The organism is Kribbella sp. NPDC051586, from assembly GCF_044453965.1.
Lineage (GTDB): Bacteria > Actinomycetota > Actinomycetes > Propionibacteriales > Kribbellaceae > Kribbella.
Window position 1 is genome coordinate 610,911 of sequence record NZ_JBITDF010000005.1, and the last position, 23,554, is coordinate 634,464.

The 23,554-nt window shown below is 66.1% G+C and carries 30 protein-coding genes and 1 tRNA gene; 8 read left to right on the plus strand and 23 right to left on the minus strand.

Translation table 11 applies throughout. The annotated features are described in order from the left end of the window. Positions 1-58 precede the first annotated feature (58 nt). Together ACIA58_RS36535 and ACIA58_RS36540 are read left to right on the plus strand one after the other, a co-directional pair. Positions 59-1,087, plus strand: coding sequence for an SGNH/GDSL hydrolase family protein (locus ACIA58_RS36535; RefSeq protein WP_396408425.1), 1,029 nt, complete (start codon positions 59-61; stop codon positions 1,085-1,087). Between the two features lie 114 nt (positions 1,088-1,201). Further along, positions 1,202-1,432, plus strand: coding sequence for a DUF4287 domain-containing protein (locus ACIA58_RS36540; RefSeq protein ID WP_396408426.1), 231 nt, complete (start codon positions 1,202-1,204; stop codon positions 1,430-1,432). A 99-nt stretch (positions 1,433-1,531) separates the two neighbouring features. Here the strand turns inward: ACIA58_RS36540 and ACIA58_RS36545 are convergent, their stop codons facing one another. From ACIA58_RS36545 to ACIA58_RS36560, 4 genes are all read right to left on the minus strand, one after another. Continuing rightward, positions 1,532-2,371 (minus strand): LLM class F420-dependent oxidoreductase, encoded by an 840-nt coding sequence (locus ACIA58_RS36545; RefSeq protein WP_396408427.1) that lies wholly within the window; start codon positions 2,369-2,371, stop codon positions 1,532-1,534. Between the two features lie 5 nt (positions 2,372-2,376). Continuing rightward, positions 2,377-3,519 carry a VOC family protein gene (locus tag ACIA58_RS36550; protein WP_396408428.1) on the minus strand — a complete coding sequence of 381 codons (1,143 nt, stop codon included), beginning with the start codon at positions 3,517-3,519 and terminating at the stop codon, positions 2,377-2,379. A 139-nt stretch (positions 3,520-3,658) separates the two neighbouring features. Then, entirely contained in the window at positions 3,659-4,483 is an 825-nt protein-coding gene (locus tag ACIA58_RS36555) for a Bax inhibitor-1/YccA family protein (protein ID WP_396408429.1), read from the minus strand. 140 nt (positions 4,484-4,623) lie between these two features. Continuing rightward, positions 4,624-5,373, minus strand: a complete 750-nt coding sequence (locus ACIA58_RS36560) for a DUF4118 domain-containing protein (protein ID WP_396408430.1) — start codon at positions 5,371-5,373, stop codon at positions 4,624-4,626. A 74-nt stretch (positions 5,374-5,447) separates the two neighbouring features. Here ACIA58_RS36560 and ACIA58_RS36565 point away from each other — a divergent pair, with 74 nt between their 5' ends. The 3 genes from ACIA58_RS36565 (at position 5,448) to ACIA58_RS36575 (ending at position 8,656) form a co-directional block, all read left to right on the plus strand. Next, positions 5,448-5,948, plus strand: coding sequence for a DinB family protein (locus ACIA58_RS36565; protein ID WP_396408431.1), 501 nt, complete (start codon positions 5,448-5,450; stop codon positions 5,946-5,948). Then, complete coding sequence (locus ACIA58_RS36570) at positions 5,945-7,141, plus strand: GNAT family N-acetyltransferase (protein WP_396408432.1); 1,197 nt, start codon at positions 5,945-5,947, stop codon at positions 7,139-7,141. The genes ACIA58_RS36565 and ACIA58_RS36570 overlap by 4 nt, the downstream gene beginning before the upstream one ends. Before the next feature lie 207 nt (positions 7,142-7,348). After that, complete coding sequence (locus ACIA58_RS36575) at positions 7,349-8,656, plus strand: NAD(P)/FAD-dependent oxidoreductase (RefSeq protein WP_396408433.1); 1,308 nt, start codon at positions 7,349-7,351, stop codon at positions 8,654-8,656. 60 nt (positions 8,657-8,716) lie between these two features. Here the strand turns inward: ACIA58_RS36575 and ACIA58_RS36580 are convergent, their stop codons facing one another. Together ACIA58_RS36580 and ACIA58_RS36585 are read right to left on the minus strand one after the other, a co-directional pair. Further along, a complete protein-coding gene (locus tag ACIA58_RS36580) occupies positions 8,717-9,376 on the minus strand; it encodes a response regulator (RefSeq protein WP_396408434.1) in 660 nt (219 codons plus the stop codon). 115 nt (positions 9,377-9,491) lie between these two features. After that, positions 9,492-10,598, minus strand: coding sequence for a sensor histidine kinase (locus ACIA58_RS36585; protein ID WP_396408435.1), 1,107 nt, complete (start codon positions 10,596-10,598; stop codon positions 9,492-9,494). 104 nt (positions 10,599-10,702) lie between these two features. Here ACIA58_RS36585 and ACIA58_RS36590 point away from each other — a divergent pair, with 104 nt between their 5' ends. The 3 genes from ACIA58_RS36590 (at position 10,703) to ACIA58_RS36600 (ending at position 11,853) form a co-directional block, all read left to right on the plus strand. Further along, a complete protein-coding gene (locus ACIA58_RS36590) occupies positions 10,703-11,209 on the plus strand; it encodes a glycine cleavage system protein R (RefSeq protein WP_396408436.1) in 507 nt (168 codons plus the stop codon). Beyond that, entirely contained in the window at positions 11,206-11,748 is a 543-nt protein-coding gene (locus tag ACIA58_RS36595) for a peptide deformylase (RefSeq protein ID WP_396408437.1), read from the plus strand. The genes ACIA58_RS36590 and ACIA58_RS36595 overlap by 4 nt, the downstream gene beginning before the upstream one ends. A gap of 19 nt (positions 11,749-11,767) precedes the next feature. Beyond that, positions 11,768-11,853: transfer RNA gene (locus ACIA58_RS36600), tRNA-Leu, on the plus strand. Positions 11,854-11,947: 94 nt separating this feature from the next. Here the strand turns inward: ACIA58_RS36600 and ACIA58_RS36605 are convergent. The 17 genes from ACIA58_RS36605 to ACIA58_RS36685 all read right to left on the minus strand — a co-directional run bounded on the left by ACIA58_RS36605 (position 11,948) and on the right by ACIA58_RS36685 (position 23,367). Next, positions 11,948-13,186 (minus strand): tyrosine-type recombinase/integrase, encoded by a 1,239-nt coding sequence (locus ACIA58_RS36605; protein WP_396408438.1) that lies wholly within the window; start codon positions 13,184-13,186, stop codon positions 11,948-11,950. A gap of 16 nt (positions 13,187-13,202) precedes the next feature. Next, positions 13,203-13,388: a helix-turn-helix domain-containing protein gene (locus ACIA58_RS36610; protein WP_396408439.1), complete on the minus strand. Its 186-nt coding sequence runs from the start codon at positions 13,386-13,388 to the stop codon at positions 13,203-13,205. A gap of 31 nt (positions 13,389-13,419) precedes the next feature. After that, entirely contained in the window at positions 13,420-14,913 is a 1,494-nt protein-coding gene (locus ACIA58_RS36615; RefSeq protein ID WP_396408440.1) for a replication initiator, read from the minus strand. 215 nt (positions 14,914-15,128) lie between these two features. Further along, positions 15,129-15,428, minus strand: a complete 300-nt coding sequence (locus ACIA58_RS36620) for a hypothetical protein (protein ID WP_396408441.1) — start codon at positions 15,426-15,428, stop codon at positions 15,129-15,131. Between the two features lie 114 nt (positions 15,429-15,542). Continuing rightward, positions 15,543-16,610 carry a hypothetical protein gene (locus tag ACIA58_RS36625; RefSeq protein WP_396408442.1) on the minus strand — a complete coding sequence of 356 codons (1,068 nt, stop codon included), beginning with the start codon at positions 16,608-16,610 and terminating at the stop codon, positions 15,543-15,545. Positions 16,611-16,905: 295 nt separating this feature from the next. Next, the gene (locus tag ACIA58_RS36630) at positions 16,906-17,133 is read right to left on the minus strand and encodes a hypothetical protein (protein WP_396408443.1); all 228 of its coding nucleotides are present in this window, start codon (positions 17,131-17,133) and stop codon (positions 16,906-16,908) included. Then, positions 17,130-17,408, minus strand: coding sequence for a hypothetical protein (locus ACIA58_RS36635; protein ID WP_396408444.1), 279 nt, complete (start codon positions 17,406-17,408; stop codon positions 17,130-17,132). Before ACIA58_RS36635 ends, ACIA58_RS36630 begins: the two co-directional genes overlap by 4 nt. Continuing rightward, positions 17,405-17,731 (minus strand): hypothetical protein, encoded by a 327-nt coding sequence (locus ACIA58_RS36640; RefSeq protein WP_396408445.1) that lies wholly within the window; start codon positions 17,729-17,731, stop codon positions 17,405-17,407. Before ACIA58_RS36640 ends, ACIA58_RS36635 begins: the two co-directional genes overlap by 4 nt. Further along, on the minus strand, positions 17,728-17,952 hold the full coding sequence (locus ACIA58_RS36645; RefSeq protein WP_396408446.1) for a hypothetical protein: 225 nt from the start codon (positions 17,950-17,952) through the stop codon (positions 17,728-17,730). The genes ACIA58_RS36640 and ACIA58_RS36645 overlap by 4 nt, the downstream gene beginning before the upstream one ends. Further along, a complete protein-coding gene (locus ACIA58_RS36650) occupies positions 17,949-18,791 on the minus strand; it encodes an FtsK/SpoIIIE domain-containing protein (RefSeq protein ID WP_396408447.1) in 843 nt (280 codons plus the stop codon). Before ACIA58_RS36650 ends, ACIA58_RS36645 begins: the two co-directional genes overlap by 4 nt. Further along, positions 18,784-19,629, minus strand: a complete 846-nt coding sequence (locus tag ACIA58_RS36655) for a hypothetical protein (protein WP_396408448.1) — start codon at positions 19,627-19,629, stop codon at positions 18,784-18,786. The genes ACIA58_RS36650 and ACIA58_RS36655 overlap by 8 nt, the downstream gene beginning before the upstream one ends. Before the next feature lie 127 nt (positions 19,630-19,756). Further along, complete coding sequence (locus ACIA58_RS36660; RefSeq protein ID WP_396408449.1) at positions 19,757-20,092, minus strand: hypothetical protein; 336 nt, start codon at positions 20,090-20,092, stop codon at positions 19,757-19,759. Between the two features lie 61 nt (positions 20,093-20,153). After that, entirely contained in the window at positions 20,154-20,471 is a 318-nt protein-coding gene (locus ACIA58_RS36665) for a hypothetical protein (protein WP_396408450.1), read from the minus strand. A gap of 134 nt (positions 20,472-20,605) precedes the next feature. Continuing rightward, entirely contained in the window at positions 20,606-21,370 is a 765-nt protein-coding gene (locus ACIA58_RS36670; protein WP_396408451.1) for a GntR family transcriptional regulator, read from the minus strand. Between the two features lie 71 nt (positions 21,371-21,441). Next, positions 21,442-21,600, minus strand: a complete 159-nt coding sequence (locus ACIA58_RS36675; protein WP_396408452.1) for a hypothetical protein — start codon at positions 21,598-21,600, stop codon at positions 21,442-21,444. Between the two features lie 35 nt (positions 21,601-21,635). Further along, a complete protein-coding gene (locus tag ACIA58_RS36680; RefSeq protein ID WP_396408453.1) occupies positions 21,636-22,478 on the minus strand; it encodes a phosphoribosylaminoimidazolesuccinocarboxamide synthase in 843 nt (280 codons plus the stop codon). Positions 22,479-22,533: 55 nt separating this feature from the next. Beyond that, positions 22,534-23,367: a hypothetical protein gene (locus tag ACIA58_RS36685; RefSeq protein WP_396408454.1), complete on the minus strand. Its 834-nt coding sequence runs from the start codon at positions 23,365-23,367 to the stop codon at positions 22,534-22,536. Between the last annotated feature and the right edge of the window lie 187 nt (positions 23,368-23,554).

Genomic DNA, 23,554 nt, shown 5'->3' on the forward strand with positions numbered 1-23,554 from the left:
AAGGACACGGACCCTATTTTCACTTGCGTCGTCGTAACGCCGTGTAATCCTTGTACTTATGAGTAGAGCCCGGGCAGCCAAGAAGCTGGCCCAGGCCGCAGCCTTCGGGGGCGGGGGACTCGGACTCATCGGTGCCACGTTCTACGGCGTACTGACCGCTGAGGCCGAGTACGCGAAGCGCGTGATCGGACCGACGAGGTACTACCCCACTCCGGGCGACGGTCTGTACGGCCGGTATCCAGGACATCCGATCACCTTCGCCATGATCGGCGACTCGAGCGCGGCCGGTTACGGCACCGAGTCGCCCGACGAGACTCCCGGGGTGCTGCTCGCCTCCGGTCTGGCCGAGCTGGCCAAACGCCCGGTGCGGCTGGTCGACGTGTCGAAGACCGGCGCGAAGTCCAGCGATCTGGCCGGCCAGGTCGACGCCGCGCTGCAGGCCGGGCCGCACATCGCGGTCATCCTGATCGGCGTCAACGACGTGAAGGCGAAGATGCCGCCGTCGACCTCGGTCCGGCTGCTCTCCACCGCGGTCCGCCGGTTGCGGGCCGCGAACTGCGAGGTGGTGGTCGGCACCTGCCCAGACCTGGGCGTGGTCCGGACGATCATGCCGCCGTTGCGGCAGGTCGCCCGGTCCTGGAGTCACCGGCTGGCCGCCGCTCAGACCATCGCAGTGGTCGAAGCAGGCGGCCGGTCCGTGTCACTCGGCTCGCTGCTCGGCGAGGTGTTCCGCACCAACCCGTCGATGTGGGGCCGGGACAACTTCCACCCGTCCGCCACCGGGTACGCGGCCGCGTCGGCCGCGTTGCTGCCGTCGGTGGCGGCTGCGATGGGGGTCGGGCCGGAGTCGTTCGTGCATCCGGAGCCGTTCCGCGGCGAGGCGATCCTCCCGATCGCGGAAGCCGCCGTCCAGGCTGCGCGCAAGGCGGGCACCGAGGTGGCGGCCACCGAGGTCGCCGGCCGGGAGCGCGGTCCGCGCGGTCGCTGGGCGGCGCTGCGGCATCGCCGCCGGCACCCGAAGGCCGACGTCGAGCGGGTCGACGAGGAGACGAAGGAGCAAGCCGGGACAGTGCCTGTCGGCCAATAGTTGTTGGGTTGTGCGTCCGCTGAGCGACACCTTTCATGTCGGGAGTCTTGCCTCCGGGCGGCCGGGTGGTGCACAGTCGATAACTACGCGGTACCCCGATGACGGGAGGCGAAGATGGGCTTGAACCACTCCGAGGAGACACACCAGCGTTTGGTGGAGGCCGTGCCCAGGTGCACCGGACGCCAGATGACCGAGTGGTTCCGGCTGATGAACGACGGACCGTCGTTCCTGCGCTTCGACGACAGAGTGCGGTGGCTCTCCAGCGAGTATGCGCTCGCGCACGGGCACGCAACCGCCATCGTTCACGAGTACGACCTGGTCAAAGCGCACCGGCGAATGGGCTGAGCCGCAAAGGAGACAACGAAAAGACCTGCCCTTTCAGGTGGAGGGGCAGGTCTTTCACGTTCCCGGGCATGTTCCAGCGGCTTGTCTCAGCGGCTTGTTTCAGCGCAGAGGTGCGAGGGCCTTCGCGAGCGGCTCGAGCACGGCCGGCGTGTGTGGCGGCGGTAGGTACACGATGGCCAGGTCGAGCCCCACCTCGCCGAGAGCCGCCGCCTGCTCGGCGACCTTGGCGTAGTCACCGTCGGGCCCCAGCCGGACGTGTGACGACAGCGTGATCTCGCTCGGAACGCGGCCGACGTCCTCGCAGTGGGCGTACAGCACGTCGCGCTTGCGGGCGAACTCCTCGGGCGTCCCGCCGACGAAATTCCAGTGCTGGGCGTACTTCGCCGTCGTCCGGAGCGTCCGCTTCTCCCCGCTGCCGCCGATACAGATCGGCGGATGTGGCTTCTGCACGCCCTTCGGCTCGCAGCGGGCCTCCGTGAACTCGTAGTGCTCGCCCCGGAACGTCGTGGTCTCCTGTGTCAGCAGACCGACGAGCACCTCGCAGGCCTCCTCGAAGCGGTCGCTGCGCTCCTTCAGCGAGCCGAGCCGCATGCCGTACGCGCCGGACTCCTCCTCGTTCCAGCCTGCGCCGATGCCGATCTCCAGCCGGCCGCCGGAAACGATGTCGAGCGTCGCGGCCATGTTCGCGAGCAGCGCGGGATGCCGGTAGTGGATGCCGCTGACCAGCGTGCCGATCCGGAGCCGCTTGGTCGCCTGCGCGAGCGCGGTCAGCGTCACCCACCCTTCCAGGCACGGGCCGCTCGAATCCGAGTGGATGGGATAGAAGTGGTCGAAGGTCCAGCCCGACTCGAACAGTTCGATCTCGTCGGCGGCCTGCCAGACAGCGAGCATGTCGGCCCATTCGGTGTTCTGGGGCGAGGTCTTGATCGCGAATCGCATGACCCTCATCGTATGTCGACCTCGTTGCCCTCCGGGTCGCTGAGAAGGCACCGTTCTGAGGTCTGATCCAGTACCCGCCCACCGGCAGCCAGCGCTGTCCCGATGCGAGCCTGCACCTGATCTTGCGGTACGACGAGCTGCAGGTGGATGCGATTGCGCTGCTTCGTCCGCTCGTCGTGCGGATCCAGCTGCTGGAAGAACAGGACCGGGTTCAGGCGACGTGGATCGTAGATGTCGGACACCTGGGCCCGCGGATCCGGCTGGTAACCGAGCAGCGTCCGCCAGAAGGTGCTCAGCGCGTCGGCGTCGACCGCATCGATGCCGAGCTGGACGAAGCGCAGCGGCCGCGCGTCCGGTGTGAGGCCGAGGTCGTACGCCACGTCCTGGATGCGCCGGGCCAGCTCGACGAACGCCGGGCCGCCCGTCGGCGCGTCGTCCTCCCACTGGTCCTTGCTGCCGTCGATCATCACGCCTGCCGGTCGCAGGTCGATCTGCAGCGGGGTGCTCGCCTCGTCCGCCAGCTTCGCGACCGCGGAGGCCAGCCGGGCCGACTGCGCAGAAGACGCCGTCCGGTAGAAGACCATCGCGGCGAAGTTGGTCCACCAGTCGGCGGCATCCGGCGACAGCTCGTCACCCGGGACCAGATCGACCTCGTTGCCTTCGGGATCCGCGAGCGCGACGCCCCAGGCGCCGTACGGCTCCTGGGCGGCCTCGGCCCGGACCGCGTCCACCGCATCGGACGGCCGAACGACGTCGACATGGATGCGGTTGCGGAGCGGACGGGAGTCGGCCAGCTGGCGGACGGAGACGGCCGGGTCGCGCCGGAGCGGGTCCCGGAGGCCGTTGGGCGCATTCTCGTAGCCGAGCGCCGCACGCCAGAAGCTCGCCACTGGGGCTGGATCGGACGATTCGAATGCGAGGTGGACCTGCTGCAGCACGCTCGGATCTGCGGTCAGGCCCAGATCGCGGGCTGCTGCCGAGATCTCTCGGGCGGACTCTTCATTGCCGGTCCGCAGACGCAGGCCGTTCGCACGGAGGTCCGCCTCCGTCCCGGCGGGGAGACGCTCCACCAGCGCGGCACCGGCCGAGTGCGAGGGAGCGTCGTACCAGGTGGTCAGGGTGTCATCGAGGAGCCGCCAGTCCGTCATGGGATCCACGGTAGAGCCGGAACCGGACGGACTGCGTCCGGAAGTGTCAAGTGACCGGACTCCGTCCGGACGTGCCGGAAGGGCCGGTCCACCTGAACCGGCCCTTCCGTAGACATTACGGCTGTCGTGCCGCCGCGGTTCAGTCGCCGCCGCGGAGGATCGCGAGGATGCGCAGGATGTTCCAGTACAGCCAGACCAGCGTGACGGTCAGGCCGAACGCGGCGCGCCAGGCCTCGTTCTGCGGGGCGCCGTGGCGGACGCCCTGCTCGATCATGTCGAAGTCGAGAATCAGGTTGAACACCGCGAGACCTGCGCCGATCGCGGCGAAGATCAGGCCCATCGCGCCGAAGCCGCCGATCCCGGTCTGCACACCGAACACGCTCAGCAGCACGTTGATGACCACCACGCCGGCGAAGCCCATCGTCCCGATGATCACCATCCGGGTGAACTTCGGCGTCACCTTGATCGCGAAGTACTTGTACGTCGCCAGCGTCAGTCCGGCCGTCACCATCGTGGCCAGCACGGCCTGCACGACGATGCCGGGGTCATTGACCCAGTTGGCGATGAACTTGGAGCCGATCCCGAGGAACACGCCCTCGGCCGCGGCGTACAGCATCACCAGCGCCGGATTCACCCTGCGGGCGAACGACAGCACCAGCCCGATCGCGAGCGCCGCCAGCATCCCGGCGAAGAACGCCGGGGTGACCACGGTGTCGGGGATCGTCTTCCAGGCGATCACCGCGACCACGGTGACCACACCGAGGGTGGCGGCGGTGCGGACGATCACGTCGTCCATCGTCATCGGGCGGCTCGCGGCCGGAGCGCCCTGGTACTGCGGCGGCTGACCCGACCCGCCGTAGCCCTGGGGCCCCGGCTGACCGTACGGAGCGGCGCCCGGATAGGGCTGGCCGTGGCCAGGCGCGAATGCACTCGACCGGTTCAGCACCGGGTTACTGCTCTGCATCATTTCCTCCTGATGACCCACTTCCGGGGCCGTATCGAGATACTACGGCCCCATCCTGAACAACGTCTGAGAATCGAGCCGCCGAAACCCCTGTATTTACAAGCGGTTGCGCAACTCAATCGGTTGTCGATGCACCCGGGTCAGACGTGCGGATGGGTGGCTTCCTGGCTGGACAGGGCGGCGCCGACCTGGTCGGCCAGGGCCACGGCCACCAGGCGCTGTTCGAGGTCGGGGCGGGCGATGCGGGTGGCGGCGGTGAGGAGGAACCGGCCGCGGGTCTCGCCGGCGTGCTGGACGGTCAGCTCGATCTCCGCGTTCGTCGGCAGGCCGTCGCGTTCGACCTTCAGGACGTGTGATCCGCGGGTCACCGAGCCGTCCGGGTTCAGCCGCGGGGCGCCGGTCTGTTTGCTTCCGGCAACGAACTTGGCGCCGTCGATCCCGAGCAGCGCGGTCAGCTCGGCGCGGACCTGGTCGATCAGGTCGTCGGTGGATCCACCGGCCGCGACCGCCTGCGAGGTGGTGATCACGCCGTCCAGGTAGCCGAGCCGGCGGGACGCCTTGGCTTGTTGCCTCCGGCCCCAGATCGCGATCTGGGTGACCGCGATCCCGATCACCAGCAGCAGCACGGCCTGCTCGACGTCGTTGCTGCTGTTGATCGTGAAGCTGTCGTAGGGCATGGTCAGGAAGAAGTCGAACCAGACCGCGCTCGACACCGCCGCGAGCACCCCGGCGAGGCGGATGCCGAAGACCGCGACCGCAACGATCACGACCACCAGCAGCAGCGCCGCGTTGGCGTTGTCGAAGTGCTCGCGGAACGGGATCAGCACCGCACAGACCACCGGGGGCGCGAGCAGCGAGGCCGTCAGCACGGGCGTGCGGTAACTGTCCACACCCCTATTCATGCGCACTTGACCTGTCCCGATCAACCCTTCTCGCGGAACTCTGTCGCACATACCGTGGGCGGATGTCCGAGATCGCTCGTACCCGGCCACCCGAGGACGCCGACGAACGCAGTACGTTCACCGGCCTGCTCGACTTCCTCCGCTCCACCGTCGAACTCAAACTGACCGGTCTCACCGAGGAGCAAGCGTTCGCCCGGCCCGTGGATCCGTCCGCGCTGACCCCTGCCGGCGTGGTCAAACACCTGACCGCGGTCGAGCGGTTCTGGTTCGCGATCGACTTCGCCGGGCTCGACGTCGAGTGGCCGTGGACCGAGGACGACCCGCACGGTGCCTTCCCGGTCCTCCCCGACGAGACGGTCGACGGCATCCTCACGGCGTACCGGACCGAATGCGCCCGCTCCCGCGAGATCATCGCGGCCGCCGGGCTCGACGACGTGGCTCGGTCGGAGGGTATGACCTTCAACCTCCGGTACGCCGTCGCGCACCTGATCGAGGAGACGGCCCGCCACCTCGGCCACCTCGACATCCTCCGCGAATCGACCGACGGCGAGGTGGGCGAGTGACGACGGAGCCGTACCGCATCCGGCCGGCCGGCCCGGACGACGTCGCCTTCCTCGCCGACGTCAGCCTGACCGCGACCCGCACCCAGGGCCGCCTGCCCGCCGACTTCGACGAGGCAGCCTGGCGCACCGGCTTCGAGGAGTGGAGCCGGGACTCGATCGACGACCCCACGACCGAACTCAACGTGATCGAGCTCGACGGCCGCCGCGTCGGCCGCCTCCGCATCAGCCGTACGCCGGAAGCCGTCGAACTGAACGGCGTCCAGATCCACCCCGACGCCCAGAACCGCGGCATCGGCACCGCGATCATCACCGCGCTGCAGTCCGAGGCGACCGCCCGCGACGTACCCCTGCAACTCCACGTCGAACGCGACAACCCGAACGCCCGCCGCCTCTACGACCGCCTCGGCTTCGTCAAGACCGGCGAGGACGGCGCGGAGGACGTCATGCAATGGACCAAAGGTACGCAGCTCTGGAACGCCGAGGTCGCGCGGCGGTACGACACCCCCGGCACCGGGATGTTCGCACCCGACGTCCTCGGCCCGACGGTGGATCGCCTGGCCGAGCTCGCCGGCGGTGGGCGAGCACTCGAGTTCGCGATCGGCACCGGGCGCGTCGCCGTACCGCTGTCGGAGCGCGGTGTGCCGGTGAGTGGGATCGAGCTGTCCGTCGCCATGATCGCGGAACTCCGCACGAAGGCCGGCGAGACGGCGATCCCGGTAGTCACGGGCGACATGTCCGCGGCCCGAGCGGCCGGCGAGTTCAGCCTCGTGTACCTCGTCTTCAACACGATCTCCAACCTGCTCACCCAGGAAGAGCAGGTCGCGTGCTTCCGCAACGCCGCCCGGCACCTGTCGCCCGGCGGTCGCTTCGTGATCGAACTCTGGGTCCCAGAGCTCCGTCGACTCCCGCCCGGCACGCCGGCCACCGTCGGCATCGCGGAGCCCGGCTACATCCTGCTGGACACTTACGACGTACTGAATCAGCACGTCGTCTCGCACCATTTCCACCTCGGTGAAGGCACCCAGGCGGAGCTTGGCCGGACCCCGCACCGCTACATCTGGCCGGCCGAGCTCGACCTGATGGCACAGCTGGCCGGCTTCACCCTGGAGTCCCGCCACGCCGACTGGACCGGTGCGGCGTTCACCGCCGACTCCCCCTCCCACATCTCCGTCTATCGCCTCCCCGATGCGTAGAGGACGCCGGCTTGCGGTTCTGTGACGGCGCCGTCGGGCCCTGGTTCCGGGCTCGCCGACGGCCCACCATGAGGGGATGAGAGGTCCCTCGGTGGGGGGATGTTCGGTGGGTGAGATCACTCGAAAGAGGGTTTGTGAAATCTTTCACGAGCGTTTAGCGTTGAAGTGAACATGAAGTCGGAGAACCACTCAGGGAGAGTGAACCGCATGACAGCCCAGGTGCCGCACATCCTCGTCGTCGGAGGCGGTTACGTCGGGATGTACACCGCGTACGGCCTGCGTCGCGCCGCCCGCAAGGGCCGGATCCGCGTGACGGTGGTCGACCCGCGATCGGTGATGACCTACCAGCCGTTCCTGCCCGAGGCGGCGGCCGGTTCGGTGGAACCGCGGCACGTCGTGGTGCCGCTGCGCAAGACCCTCAAGGGCTGCCGCGTGGTGACCGGCCGGGTAACCGGCATCGACCACGCGCACAAGGTCGCCACGGTGATGCCCGAGGAGGGCCCGGAGTACGAGCTCGCCTACGACCAGATCGTGGTCGCGCTCGGCTCGATCGCCCGCACCCTGCCGATTCCCGGCCTGGCCGACGAGGCCACCGGGTTCAAGAACGTCGAGGAAGCGATTGCGCTGCGCAACAAGGTCCTCGACCGCCTGGACGTGGCGTCGTCGCAGCCCGACCCGGTGCTGCGCAAGTCCGCGCTGACCTTCGTCTTCGTCGGCGGCGGGTACGCCGGCGTGGAGGCGTTCGCCGAGCTCGAGGACATGGCCCGCTACGCCACCCGCTACTACGACAACATCAAGCCCGAGGACATGCGCTGGGTCCTGGTCGAGGCCACCGGGCGGATCCTGCCCGAGGTCGGCGAGGATCTCGGCAGGTACACCGTGGACGAGCTCCGCAAGCGCAACATGGACATCAAGCTGGAGACCCGGCTGGAGTCCTGCGAGAAGGGCCACGTGATTCTCAGCGACGGCGACGAGTTCGACGCCGACACGATCGTCTGGACCGCCGGCGTGAAGGCGAACCCGGCGCTCGCCGCGACCGATTTCCCGCTGGACGAGAAGGGCCGGATCAAGACGCTGGCCAACCTGCGGATCGAGGGCGTCGAGGACGCCTGGACCGCCGGTGACAACGCCGCCGTACCCGACCTGACCAGCGAGACCGGTGCGTACTGCGCCCCGAACGCGCAGCACGCCGTCCGCCAGGCCCACCGCCTCGCCGCGAACATCCTCCGCGTCGTCGACGGCGAGCCGCCGCAGGACTACAAGCACAAGTACGTCGGCTCGGTCGCGAGCCTCGGTCTGCACAAGGGCGTCGCCCAGCTGTACGGCGTGAAGGTGAAGGGCTGGCTGGCCTGGTTCCTGCACCGGACGTACCACGTGTCCCGCGTCCCCACCACGAACCGCAAGGCGCGGGTCATCCTGGACTGGACGCTGGCGCTGTTCTTCCGCCGCGAGGTGACCAGCCTCGGCAGCCTGCAGACTCCGAACGAGGAGTTCCGCCGGGCGACCCGGTCGTAACCACCTGATCGGCCGGCCCTCGACTCGCCGGGGGCCGGCCTTGTCTTCCTCGTGCGTGGTCTATTCGTGCAGCAGGTCGGCGTCGTGCACCAGCAGGGCGATCTGGACGCGGTTGTTCAGGTCGAGCTTGGTGAGGATGCGGGAGACGTGCGTCTTCACGGTCGGGACGCTGAGGTAGAGGGTCGCGCTGATCTCGGCGTTCGACTTCCCCTCCCCGACGGCGACGGCGATCTCGCGCTCGCGGTCGTTCAGGCCGGCGAGTCTGGCGGCGGCCTTGGCCTTGCGGCTGTCCGTCCCCGAGTCGGCGACGCGGGTGATGAGGCGTTTGGTGACGGCCGGTGAGAGTACGGGCTGTCCGGCCGCGACGCGGCGGACCGACTCGACGATCTCGGCGGGCGGGGTGTCCTTCAGGACGAACCCGGCCGCGCCGGCGCGGAGCGCCCGGAGTACGTGCTCGTCGGCGTCGAACGTGGTGAGGATGACCACCTCGGGCGCGCCCGGACGGCGTCGTACCGTCTCGGTGGCGGTCAGGCCGTCGGTGCCGGGCATCCGGATGTCCATCAGGATCACGTCCGGCGCGAGCCGATCGATCAGCCCTTGCACTCCGGACCCGTCACCGGCCTCGCCGACCACGCGGATGTCCTGCGCCCCACCGAGCATCAACTTCAACCCGGCCCGCAACAACGGATCGTCGTCGACGATCAGCACGCGAACGGTCATGGGGCCTCCCGGCCCGGACTGAGGAGCGGAGGGAGCGAAGCGACCGGAGCGACGAGGGAAGGCCGGGAGTCACAGCCCCATGACCCGCCGCGCCGGAGGCGTGGCATCAATAGAGTCATGCGGGCCACGGTAGCCAGGCAAAGAGGCGGAAGTCGCCTTCGGGGGTGCGGCCGTGTTCGATCCGGCCTTCGACCAGGGCGGCGCGTTCGCGGAGTCCCTTCAAACCTTGGCCGTCTCCTCGTCTGCGGTTGGGCGCGGGGTTGCGCAGCTCCACCGACAAACCGTTGCCGGGGGCACCGGTCACGCTGATCGTCACCGGTTCGCCCGGCGCGTGCTTGACCGCGTTGGTCAGCCCTTCCTGCACGATCCGGTACGCCGTACGCCCGACGTGCTCCGGCATCGCGCCCGGCGCGTCGAGGGTCAGCTCGACCGGGATGCCGGCCTCGCGGGAGCCGTTGACGAGTGCGGGCAGATCGGCGAACGCCGGCTGCGGGAGCTCGCCGACGGGAGCCCGCAGTACGCCGATCACCTCGCGCAGATCCTGCAGCGCCTGGTGGGCACTCGCCCGGATGATCTCGGCGGCGCCGGCGACCTCCTCCGCGGACGCGTCCGGGCGGTACGCGAGCGCGCCGGCGTGCACGCTGAGCAGGGAGAGCCGGTGGCCGAGTACGTCGTGCATCTCGCGGGCGATCTCCTCGCGGGCCCGGAGCTGGCCCTGCTCGGCCTGGAGCCTCGCCACCGTCTCAGCTCGATCCGCCCGGTCCCGCAGCGTCTGCACGAGCTGGCGGCGGGATCGGATGTAGAGCCCCCAGCCGGCCACCGCCAGGTAAATGGCGATCGCGGCGATGACGACGGCCGCGGGATCGTCCGGCTTGTCCCTGATCCTGACGTAGGCGGCCAGGCTGATCGCGTTCACACCGAAGACCAGCACGGTCGTCCGCAGCGGCCGATGGATCGCCACGGTCAGGATCAGGATCAGCGCGGCCACCCCGGCCGTCTCCGAGAAGGTGGAGACGGCGGCGCCGATGATGGCCAGCTGGAGCGGCCACCGCCGCCGGAACCAGAGCGTCAGGCACAGCGCCATCCCGACGTAGAAGTCGATCGCCAGCAGCTCGGGGCTGATCGGGTCGCTCTTGCCGGCGTCGTACAGCAGGAATCCGGTGAACACCGCGACCACGAAGACCAGACTGTCCACGATCCAGTCGCGAGCGCTGCGCTTCATGGTCCGAATGTATCGGTGTGTAAGCGTTCTCTGGGGCGGATGCGGTTGTCCGCATACCGAAGTCGCTTTCTTGCGGTACTTAGGTCAACGGTAGGTTGCCGGGCATGAGTCAGCTCGCCGTCACCGTCATCGGCCCGGACCGCCCGGGCATCATCGCGGACGTCACCGAGGCCCTGGTCGGCACCGGGGTCAACCTCGAGGACTCGACCATGACGCTGCTGCGCGGCCATTTCGCGATGATGATCGTCTGCGCCGGGTCGTTCGACGAGGTGAAGTCGGCGATGGAGCCGCTGCGGGGCGACCTGGTCATCACGGTCCGCACGATGGGCCCGGAGCACGAGCACGCGCCGATCGGCGCGCCGTACATGCTGAGCGTGCACGGCGCCGACCGCCCCGGGATCGTGGCGGCCGTCACGCGGATGATCGCGTCCGCCGGCGGGACGATCACCGACCTGGCGACGCGGCTGAGCGGCGGGCTGTACGTGCTGACCGCGGAGGTCGAGCTGCCGGAGTCGGCCGAGCTGGAGATGCTCGACCGGGCGCTCGAGATCACCGCCGAGGAGCTCGGCGTCGGCGTCACCCTGCGCCCGGCGGAGAGCGACGAGCTGTGATCGCCTCTTGGTCCCCCACGTTGCTGGACGTCGAGGGCACCGTTCTGGATGTCGTTCGTGCGCCGCATCCCGTGCTTGCGACGGAGGGTGCGTCGGTGGATCCGCTCGACCCCTTTGTGATCCAGCTGGCGGCCGACCTGGTGGCGACGATGCGGGTCTCGCCCGGCTGCGTCGGTCTGGCCGCGCCGCAGGTGGGTGTCGCGGCGCAGCTGTTCTCGCTGGATGTGAGCGGTCACCCGAAGACCCGGACCTGTCATGGGGTGTTCGTGCTCTGCAACGCCGTCGTACTCGAGGCTTCCCGCAACGAGAAGGCGCGTGAGGGGTGCATGTCCGTCCCTGACTTCACCGGCGACGTCAAACGCGCGACTCGCCTGACCGTGCGCGGCGTACTCCCTGGGACGACGGACGAGCTCACCATCACCACCGACGCCTTCGAGGCGAGGGCCATGCAGCACGAGATCGACCACTGCAACGGCAAACTCTTCCTCGACCGCGTCGCCGGCGCCCACGCCGTCTACCCCCGAAAGACCTACCAGTAACGAGTACCCTCGTCCCGACGCCCGGGTGGCGGAACGGCAGACGCAGCGAGCTTAAACCTCGCGGCCCTCACAGGCATACGGGTTCGAATCCCGTCCCGGGCACCATCTCCTGACCTGCATAGATAACCAAGCAGTAATTTAAGGGCCAGCTTCATCAATCGGGTGACGGTTGCACTGGCGGTTGCAGTTGCCCGCACGATCATGCCCACAGCGCCTTTCCGATCTTGGCCGCAGCGTCTTCGGCGAGCTTGCTCGTCACGTGTGTGTAGCGCTTGGTCACCGCCAAGGTCGAGTGCCCGAGGATCTCCTGCACGACGCGGATATCCACGCCTTGTTCCAACAGCAATGTCGCCGCCGTATGCCGTGCGTCGTGAGGACGAGCATCCCGAAGGCCGGCCACCTGGAGCATGGTCTTGAATTCGGCCCAGTCACGCCGCGGATTAATCGGTCGACCGGTCGGTCCGGCAAAGACCAAGTCCCAGTCCTCCCACAACTCCCCCGCCGCGAGACGTTCCGCCGACTGTGCCGCCTTCTGAGCACGCAACTGAGGAATCAGCTCCTCCGGCAGTGCGCTCCATCTCGTCTTCCCGCCCTTCGGCGGCCGGAACTCCCAGTCGCCGCCCTGCCGATGCGGGCAGTACCGAGCATGCTTCACACATCCGGTGTTGCACGTCTCCGTATGCCGACCCTTCACGCACACGCGTGGATCAGGGCAGCCATGCGCGAACCTCTTGCGCTTCAATTGCCAGACCTGAATGCGCCGCTTTTCCAGGTCGAGGTACTTCCAGCGCATACCGAGCGCTTCAGACTGCCGATAGCCCAGGGCGAATGCCACTGACCAACGCGCACCATTCCGCATTCCTGCGGACTGCTGAAGGATCACCCTAGCTTCTTCCTGCGCGAACGCCTCGATCTCAGCATCACGGTGCTTCGGTGCATCAATCATTGTTGCGACGTTCACGCCGATGACCTTCCGGCGTACCGCCATTTTGAGGCATCGGCTGACCTGCTGGTGAACCATGAGAACGGACTTGCTCGCCAACCCGGCATCAGCGATCTCGATGTAAAGAGCGTCCAGGTGTTCGGGCTTCAGTCGGTCGAGGCGATGCCGGCCAATTCGTGGAATCACCCAGTTCTCGAGCCGAGGACGGTAGACGGACTCGATGGTCGATTCGCTCGCAGTTCGGGGAGCGATGTCCGACAGCCAAGTTCGGATCCACTGCGCGACTGTTGGGATCTTGCCCGCATCGGCCACCACGCCTTCAGCACGCTGCCGTTCGAGTTCCTTGACCTTGTTGGTTACCTCAGTCCGTGTCTTACCGCGCCGGTGACGCCGGTCCGGTTTGCCATTGGCTTTGACACCAACCGTCACCCAGCCGTGCCAGACACCGTCAGCGCCTTCATAGATTGAGGATCTACCGTTGGCGTTGCGCGTCATCTGAACTCACTCCTTTCTACGCAGCGGTCGATTCGAGCTTCTTGGCGTACTCGCGGAGCGCATCCACTGACACGCGGCGCGAACGTCCGATCAGGACCGATGCGACGTCGCCCTTGGCGATGAGGTCGAACATCCGGGTCCTGCCGATACGCAGGGCGGCGGCGGCCTCTTCGACGGTCATGAAGATCTGAACTTCAGTCATGCCTCTACCTCCTCTCGTTGACGGTTACGTGTCAGTCGTTGTTCTCGGCAAGCAGTTCTTTGATGAGCAGCCGATGTTCGCGGGCTTTGGCGGCGGCGGTGTTGGCCAGGAGTGCGTCTCCGGTTGTTTTCCAGCCGGTTCCGGCGTAGGTGAAGTTGCCGACGATGAGGGTTGTCTCGGTGTCGTCGGTGTGGTCCTGGGTGCGGTGGTGGTCGCGTCGCCAGTTCGCCCGTGCCTCGCGAAGGGCTTTGAGGGTGGTGGAGTACTGGCGGGACTTCGTGGAGAAGTGGCCGCCGAAGCCGAGCATGTGTGCCCAGCGCTGCAAGCGCCGGTAGGACAGCCGTCCGGAGTTCTTGGCGGCTTCGGTTTCGTCCAGGTCGGAGCCGGAGCGTCCGACTCGCCAGCAGGCGTCAACCAATCGGCCGGCGTGGCTGTACTGGTTGGCGTACCTGTCCACGGTCGCGGCGGTGAGGCGTGCGGATGAGTGGCCGGTGGCTTCGGCGCCCTTGGTGGCGTACTTGGCGAGGTACCCGGCCACGGCAGTGTCGGTGATCGCACCGTCAACGGCTTGCCGTACTGGTCGTAGGTCGAGCTGGGTGCCCCACTCGATCAGCCAGCCGTCGGGGTTGTCCGGGTGCGGCAGCGACCGGAATCGCGTGACGGCGGCAGCGCGGCGTACCGCGTCGGCGAGCATGGTGAAGGTGGCAGCGCACGCGGGTAGCTCGAGGACGGATGGGTCGAGCGGGTTGACGCCGTCGAGGCGCATGAGGGCGTGGAAGTGGGCGACGCCGCGTGCTTGGAGTTCGGCGACCTTGCCGTAGGAGAGCTTGACCGCTGCCCCGTGTTTCTTGGCTTCGCTGCGGAGGATGTCTTTGGCGCGTTCCATGGTGCGTCGCCACAGTTCGCCGGACATGGCATTCCAGACGACCTGGTGGTCGTGGTCGTAGCACTCCAGGCACAGCGGCGTGCCGAGAATCTTCTCGCCGTCGCGGTGCGTCTGGTGGCAGCGCAAGTCCACGCCATGAGGGCACAGGTCGGGTTCGCGGCGCGGGCGACAGGGCCGGTTCCTGATGGTCCAGGTCTGGCCGTTCTGACTGTCGCGGGTGCGGATGGAGCGGGTGCCGTGGACCGGTCCGAAGGTGGGGGCGGTGAACGTGACGAACGCGGACGGGTGCTGGGCGACGGTGGCCGGGACGCCTTTGCCGCCCGTGAGGCCCGCTAGGACGAGTTGGTAGGTGTCGCCCCGGTAGGTCTCCGCGCAGGAGGGGCAGACGGCGGCGCGGCGGTTCCCACAGGCTTTGTAGATGACCTGGCCGGGCATGTCGTCGGTGTGCCGGGTGGACACGATCCGTCCGGTGCGCTCGGACACCACATGGGACTCGCCCCGTAGCCGGATGGGAGCTACACAGCCGCCGGCGGAGGCGGTGTGGTCGAGCCAGGCGGTGTAGTCCGCGGCTGATGCTGCCCGCTGGAGTGCGTGTTCGACGGCGCTGGCCGGAGTGTTGCTGTTGTCGGACCCAGGCACAAACTTCCGTCCCGCTCGCGGCTCACGAACGGAGACCGCTAGTGCGTCACTTGCTGTGGCGGGGGCGGCGTTCTGTGTGTGCGCCATCGTGGGCCTCCTCTCGGGCGTTTGAGCCGGTGGACGGCAAATCTTGTTGGCCGGCCCTGCTGGTTTCGGGGTCTTGGCGGGGGTCGGGGCGGAAAAACTTGCGGTTGGCGCGTGTTGACGGTTACGTGTCAGGCTGCGGCGGGGCCGGTGGTGCCGGGCCGTGCAGGGTCGAGGGTGGCCGCGCCGAAGAGCTGGTATCCGCAGCCGGGGCAGTAGCGACCATCGGTCTGTCCGTCGACGGCGATGACGGTGTAGTCGTCGCCGGGTTCGAGAACGACCGGGCACCAGTCGTGTCCGTCCAGGTGGTCGTTGGCGACCCAGTCGCACAGAAAGGTGCTGTCGGCAACGGCGTGGTAGACGGTGACCTCCGCGTAGGCGTTGATGTAGGTGCGGTGGTCGACGGCGGCGACGTGGTGGATGGTGGTCATGGTCTGTGCCTCCTGTACTAGTTGTCGGTGGGTGGTTCGGTGTTCACCCCCGTCTCCGGGACCCCGTGGATTCCGGAGACGAGAGCCAGCAACGAGCCCTGGTGGTGCTTGGTGTTACTCGTCGGGTTCGAAGGCGGATTCGCAGTTGCCGCAGGTGATCTCACCTTCTTCGAGAACCTGTTTGGCGACGCGGATTCGTCGTGGGCATTGGCATGCGCACGCGATGGCGTTGTTGTTGTTCTTCTTGGCCTGTCCCCCGGTCATTTCGGGGTGGCGGTAGGCGATGAGCGCCTTCTTCAGTTCGGCGAGGACACTCTTGTAGGTGGTCGCTGTCTCGGTGCGCAGCGTGCAGGGTGACCAGCCGATGCGGTCGTCCTTGGTGGTGTCGAGGCCGAGCTCGGATGCGAGTGCGGCGAACTTCTGGTTGTGCCAGCGGCCCTGGCGGCTGGTGTCCTTGATCTCGCGGACGTTGGCCAGAGCGTGCGCTGCTTCGTGGAGCAGGGTGGTGAAGACTTCTTCGACGGGTCGTTTGAGTCCTTCGCCGGAGATGAGGACTTCGGCGAGTGCTTGTTCGCCGTGCTGCCAGCGGGCGGCGGCGAAGTGGCCGTACTTGGCTTGTTTGCTGGCGGTGCCGGAGCCGACGATGACCACGACGGCGGGGATCTCGCTGTGGTTGGTGCGGATTGCCGTCCAGGCGGTTTCGAGTGCGGAGACCAGTTCCGCGGTCGTGTACTCGTCTTGACGCTTACGTGTCAGGCGCGCTTTCGGTGACCCGGTCCGGGTCGTCTTCGAGGCGGTAGCTTTCTTGGCTCGCTTGATGGTGACCGAGACGGCCGGGTGACTGCCGCCCGTGCTGAGTTCCTTGAGCTTGTTGCGTACGGCAATCAGTGAGGTGTAGCACTGAGCGCGTCCGCCCTCGGCGGCGCGGACGGTGTCCATGTGAGCTTGGACCGCCTTATGCGCGGCGGTGGGTGTGCCGTTATAGACGGCGGTGGTCTTGGTGACTGTCCAGCCGGTGATCCCGGCGAGTGCGGCCGTGTTGTGGTTGGTCAGTCCGGTGAGTTTGGTGGTGGTCGCGGGCTTGGCCGCCACCACGGGAGCCGAGGCCGAAATGGCCGGCGTATCGATGAGGTCGAGACGGTCGGGAGCGTGGACCACGGGTGCGAGGTCGGTGGTTACCATTGCTCTCCCCTTTCGTGTGCTTGGGTTTTGGCGCAGACCAGGTGACAGGGGCGACCGCTGTAGGGATCGCGCATGAAGGCGTTCCGTCCGCAGAGGTCGCAGGGCCACGGGTCGCCGACTGTCGTGTGTGCCCAGTCCTCGGCTCGCTCGGAGCGATGCGTCCTGGATTGGGTCTTCTTCTCGACCGGCTCAGCGGCCGGGGTGGAAGGTGAGAGTTCGAGGTCTGATGGTTCGACCGGCATGGCTTGTTGGCCTTGACAGTTACGTGTCACGCGGCCTTTGGTTGCCGCGCGCCTCATTTGCTGCCGTCCCAGACCGAGAGGGTTGCGTCGACGTGCATCTTGAGGTCGTAGATGTCGTTCGAGACGACGGCGACGTAGTACAGGTACTCGTCGTCGTTCGGGTCTTCTTCGCGGTTGTACCGCTCGTGGGACAGAACGTCGTCATACAACGCCTGCATGGCGTTGCTGATCGCCCGGTGATGGGTGCGAACGAGTTCTTCGAGAGACCCGATGCGCCTCATGACCGGCTCGCGGTCTCGTTGAGGATCTGGTTGCAGTAGGGCCGGAACTTGTCGGGGTGCAAGCCGGGGAAGTCGTCGCCGGTGCTGCGTTCGAGTTCTTCCATTGCCTTGTGCCAGGCTTCATTGGCGGGGACGAACATGGTGCGATACCAGTCCAACCACTCGTCAGGGTTCAGTGGCCTGCCTTCGGCATCCGAGTCGGGTTCGATGAGGTTCGCGGCTCGTAGCAGGTCGTAAGTGAAGAGAACGGTCTTGGCGAGTTGACGACGGTTCATCGTTGTTCTCCTGTCTCTTCAGTCCAGTCGGTAGGGATGTAGATCTCGTCTTCGGTTTGCTGCATGTCCTCGGTGAGGTGGTCGACCTGGTGGTCTTCGAGGAGCTGCCGGGCTTCGTAGAGCGCGTCGATGAGTTGGCTGATCGCGGTGACCGAGCCGGTGATGAGTTCGATCTCGATCGGTGTTCCGCCGAGGTCGATCGCGACCAGTGGGGTTTCGCCGTTGCAGGCAAGGTTGATTCCGGCAACGGAGTTGTCGGTGAAGTCGTAACCGACGATGATGCGGTCTTCTCGTTCGCCGCCGTTGGCGTCGTAGAAGGTCATGACGCCTCCCGGATGTAGGCCTTCTTCCATTGGCCGTTGAAGGCCCAGCGCGTGTGGCCTGCTGACCAGCACACGCCACAGCGTTCAGGCTGAGCGAGCCAGAAGACGAAGGCTCCGCAGTCGTGGACCCAGCCGGTAAGGCCGGCCGTGTCGTGTTCGGTGAGAGCCGGATCGTCTATGGTGACGACCCGGATGCGCTTGTTCATTGCGAGGTTGGTCATGCGGCCCTCCGGAGGTGTACTGCGCGGCGGACGATCTGGTTGACGTGACGGTCGGTGAGGTAGGCCGTCTTGAGTCGGCGCGGGAATCCGCCTTCGGCCCGGAGGAGTCCGACGCCAAGGGCTTCCGGTTCGATGTCCACGGCGGTGTGACCTTGGGAGGCCCAGCCGGTGCCGAGGATGATGTCCGAGCTGGAGTCGGTGGCGCACCGGAACGCGAGCCGGTAGCCGAACAGGTCCCGCAGCGAGGTCGGGACGATATCCGCGGACGGACGCTGGGTGGATGCGACGGTGATGATGCCCGCAGCGCGGCCACGAGCGACGATGTCGCGCACCAGGACGCGGAACTCTTCTTGCTGTTCCTTGGTGCCTACGGTGACGGTGAAGTACGCCAGCTCGTCAATGCAGAGGAGCTTGGCGCGGAAGCCGTCGCCAGCGACGATCTTCTTGCGGCCCGTGCGGGCCAGGTGCAGGTAGCGTTCGTCCAGGTCGGCCTGTTGTTCGCGCAGGACGCGGAGCGCCTTCGGCATGTCGTTGCCGACGAACTCTTTCGCGACCGGTGCGTACGGCAGGAGTTCCACGATCTTGCCGTCGATGAGGATGAGATCCACGTCGGTGCACAGTGCGGCGTGGGCGACGATGTTGCCTTGGGCTACGGACTTACCCGCGCCGGGTTCACCGCCGATGAGGATGTTGCGATACATCAGACCGACGCGGACCGTGCGGTCGCGGGTGTCCAGGCCGAGGTAGGCCGGGTCGTAGATGGACAGTGCACCCTTGGGTGCGGGGGTGACCCCCGGCGAGAGCCGGGGGAACACCGATTTCGGGTTGAAGCTAGACATAGTCGGACACGTCTTCTCCGTTGGCGCCCAAGATCACCGTCTGGCTGTCGTTCACGGCAGCGGTGGTCTTGGTCTTGGAAGTTCGAGGACGGGTCTCACCACTCGTGTTGGCGCTGCCGGTTTTGGCCGGCCTTTCGTCGTGGGTGGTGGACTCGTTGGAGGCGCTGTCGGGCGTGAGGAACGCCATGACCGCGTCGTCGGCGACTGCCGCTTCGGGCACGCCGCTGGTGTCATCGAGCAATGGCGAATCGATGGTCTTCTTCGCCAGCGGGTCGCGACGGTCGATGTCGATCCGCACGATGGCGGCGTTGCGCTTCGACCGGGCGATGGTGGCTTTGCTTGCCCAGCACGCAGATGCCAGGCTTTCGGCTTTGTTGTCGAGGTCTTCGACCGACTGGCCGGGGCGCATCCACAGCCACACGACCTGACCGGTCTTGGTGGCGAAGCAGCCCAGGATGAACGGCAGGTTCCCCGAGTAGTTCAGGACCCGCATCTCGACCAGGCAGGCCCGCAGACGGTGCCGGGTGGTGACACACCAGATCCGGTTCAGGACGAACCGGCGTACAAGGTTGTCGGTGATGATCCAGCCGCACAAGACGATGGTTAGCAGGGCGTTGAGCCACAGCGGGTTCGACTGGAAGTAGCCGGAGATGGCGTTGCCGTGGGCGATGACGATGTAGGCGATGCTGGCCAGGACGTAGAGTTCCCAGCGCCAGCGCCAGACGGTGAGCAGCAGTTTGACCGGCCAGGACTGTTGCGGCCGGGTGATGGTTTCGATCGCACCGCGTGCGGTGCTGCGCGCTCGACCAGACGGGCGCTTGCGGGTAGATTTGGACATGACAAGACCTCCCACTGAGGGGGTTGAGTCAGGAAAGACACCAAGCCGGGACGGGTTTCCTAGGCCAATGGCCCGACTTGGCGTCTCGATTCCAGGGAGCGGCCCTTTCGAGGGCCGTTCTTGGCTTCTAGCGCTTCTTCACTGCCGTAGGCACGTACGTGCCAGCCGCGGAATCCGCGGCGGATGCCGTCTGCCAGACCGCATACGCGTAGTCGCGTGCGGCGTACAGATCGAGGCGGCGGTTGAATGCCTCGCGGTACAGGTCCAGCAGTTGCCACATCTCCGGACTCCAGATGACGTTCATCATCGCGTCATGCTGTGAGTAGACCGGACGCGCCAATCCAGGGCACGTACGGATCGCGTTGTCCAGGTAGGACAGCACGCTCTCGATCTCGATGATTTCGTTGCACTTGGCCACATACTCGGCCCGTGCCTGATTCGCGGTGACGGTTCGATACTCCATCGGTTGCGACATAACTACCCTTCGGCTGAGCAGTACACGAATCACGGGGACGAGTGGAGAACTACTTCGCAGAACCCGACGCGGCGTTGAGGCTCTTGGCCTTGTACGCGACGCCGTTCCGCCCGTTGGTGGCCCACGGCATGGCCTCCAGCTCGACCGGTACGACGACGGAGCCAACGTTGACCTTCGGCATGGCGTTGCCCGCCAGAGTCACGTTGATCACCTCGCCGCCCGTCTCGTCGAGCGCCATCACCTGAACCGTCCAGAGCAGCTCGTTGGTGTTCCGGTCAGCCTTCTGCCGGCCGTTCTGGTCCTTCTTCTCCTCCACACCCTTGGTGACCGTGAACGTCTTGCCCGTGGTGTCGATCTGCAGCTTCATCAGGAATCGCCCTTCCTAGGCGTCCGACCCCGCTCCCGTTGAGCAGGTGTTCTAGTTCAGATACTAGAACACTCATGTCAGGTCGACAAGCACTTAGCGCAATTACTCTGTAACTGCCTGTTGACGCTTAAGTGTCAACGTGCGACGCGAGTCGGAGAGTCGCCGATTCGACCTCGATAGGTCACGCGCCCGAAGGTGATGCTCTCGCCGTACTCGAGCACCTCTCCGGTGTCGTCGTAGATCCAGTTCCGCCCTAGCATGATGAGGGAGCCCTGTTCCAGTCCGAGCTTTTCCGCTTGCTCAGCGGTCGCAGCAGCTGGTTCGAACTGGTCCTGCCACGCGTCGACCTGGCGCTTGAGGACGTTCGCGATGTACGCGAATGTGCCTTCCTTGATCCGCTCTCGGCTCAGCAGTAACGGTGCCTTCTCTGCCAGGTGGCCGCGGTAATACGAGGTCGATGCGGAGGCCGGCTTGTCGTCCGACCGGTAGGTCGTCCGGACGCGGCGAATCACGGGAGCGCCGGGCTTGAGGCCAAGCGCGTCGGCGATCTGCTCGGATGCCTCAGTGAGTCCGGCCTCGGTGATCTTCGCGTAGCTGCCGGTGGGGTAGATCTTGCCGGTACGCCGAGAGTTGTCGACGCGGTCGTTGGCGGCCCGGCCTCGCTCCTCCTCGGTTGTCACGATGCTTCCGACGCCACGCTCGGGTTTGATGTAGCCCTCGGCGCGCAGCGTGGACAGCGCGCGTTGCGCCGTAGCAATAGCGACACCGTAATCACGCATCAGCGACCGCACAGACGGCACCAAATCGCCAGCCTGCAACTCACCACTGGAGATCCGCGTACGAATCTCGGCGGCGATCTGCTGATACGGCGGAGCAGGGCGCTCCAGCTTCGGGGGCATCGCGAGACCTCTAGGCCTTCCAGTCAGTGTTCTAGAACACCGCAAGCATAGACGGAACGGCGGGCAGCGGTCTAGTAATCGTCCCGCGCGTTGACCCGGTCGACGCCGCCGAAGCCGGTAGCGGCGACAGAACGAGCGATCTCAGCGTCATGAGGATCCGGCTCGACGCCTTGCTCTTTGGCCACCAGCAGGCGCCTGTGCACCTTCTGCAGCTCCAGCACATCGCTCATCCGCGCTTGCTGAATCTCATCCCAAGTAGCCATCGTCAGTCCCACTTCAGACCCGTGATGCGTTCGTACATGGCAACGTAGCGAGCCCGCGTCTCCTCAACGACAGCCGGGGGGATCTCGGGGCCCGGAGGAGTCTTGTCCCAAGTGCCGAGGTCACGCGCCCAGTCGCGGACGAACTGCTTGTCGTACGAGATCTGCCGCTGACCCGGTTTCCAGTCCTCGTCACGCCAGTACCGCGATGAGTCCGAAGTCAGAACCTCATCGGCCAGGACGAGCGTCCCGTCCTTCGCGAGGCCGAACTCGAACTTCGTATCCGCGAGGTGCACCCCACGGCCATCGGTAATCGCCGTAGCGCGCTTGAAGAGCTCCAGCGTCTTCTCCTTGAGAGTTTCCGCGAGCTCTGGTCCAACGGCGTCAGAGACCTCATCGAAGGTCATCGGTTCGTCGTGACCGTCTTCGGGAGCCGTCTTGGTCGTCGGCGTGAACACCGGCTCAGGAAGCTTGTCACCTTCAAGCAACCCAGGGCCGATCTCGACGCCCGAGATCTTCCCGGTCTCCCGATATGCGTCCCAGCCAAGGCCAGCCAAGTAACCGCGGGCGATGCACTCGACCTGGACGATGTCGACCTGCTGACACCGAACAGCTCGCCCCTCGAATTCCGCCGGCACATCCGTCGCCGAGATGACATGGTTCGGCATCACGTCCGCCAGCTGCTCGAACCACCACAGCGACAGACTCGTCAGCAACTTCCCCTTGTCAGGGATCGCCGTCGGCAGCACCACGTCATAGACCGACACCCGATCAGTCGCAACCAGGATCACCTCCCCCGGGCGATCGCTGTACACATCCCGAACCTTGCCTCGATGCAGAAGCTCCACGTCAGCTGTTCTAGCACACTAGCTGGCGCGGCTCCCCTGTGGGGCTGAACACACTCTAGCCAGGAGGTCGGTTCTGGCTGGGGCACGCCTTGTGGTCGAACCGGGGCGCATCGAGGAACATCTGCAGAACACTCTGTCTAGACCAAAGAGAATCCCTTGTCTTATCGCCTTGTGCAGACCCATATCGAGTGTTCTGTGCGGTTGGCTCGCAAAGAGAACGTTTCGTTGACTCAGCAGGCAAGCGGAGGAGTTCAGGGTTCCGTCCACCTGTTACGACCACGAGGCGATCCGAGTCACTGCCAACAACCTGGCCCGCGAACGGCACCCCACTTGAGACGCTAAGGCTCTCATAGGGAGCCCAGTTGCCGCCCGATAGCGCGACGAAGCTGATCAAGCCAGCAAGCATGCATTGCAAGGACAAACGCCGGAAGCCATCAAATTTTGACTTTCGTGACCGCTTCCTGATTCGTTCGCTGACCGACGCACCAGGATAGACCATGGCTGATGTCATCCCTTTCGGGAATCTTCTGATGAGATATCCAATAATCAGAGAAAATCCAAGACTGTACATGAAGAAGAAGGTGGCCGCGGCAAACGAGAGGAGCAGCAGCGGCCAAGGGTCGATCGCCAAGCTCAACACCAGCAGGACAACAAATATGGGCACGAAGCCCATCGGGAAACTGATCTCCATCAACGGTTCCAAAGATCGCCTGCGCGCGACACTGCCCGCCGCGCTTATCCCGATCCAGGTGAATGCCAGCAAGGTTACCCATACCGGTATGGCAGCGAGGATCGCCCGTAGAAATATGCTCAGCGTATTTCCGGTCGATTCCAGAATAGATAGAGTCACCTGCAGGTCGTACCCGGCGACGCTGGCAATCTGAAACATAGCGATGATTGGAACTAGCACGGTAACCATGAGCCCGATGTGGTCAGACCAGCGAACAGACTCTGTAGTAGCACCCCGGCCCGGATTACCCCGCGCTGCGCGACGCAGCTTCCGACCTATCACATGGCCCCCCTTGACCAGTCGATTGGCCAACCTTGCCAGTTTGGGCGCGATGCGTCTAGCACGG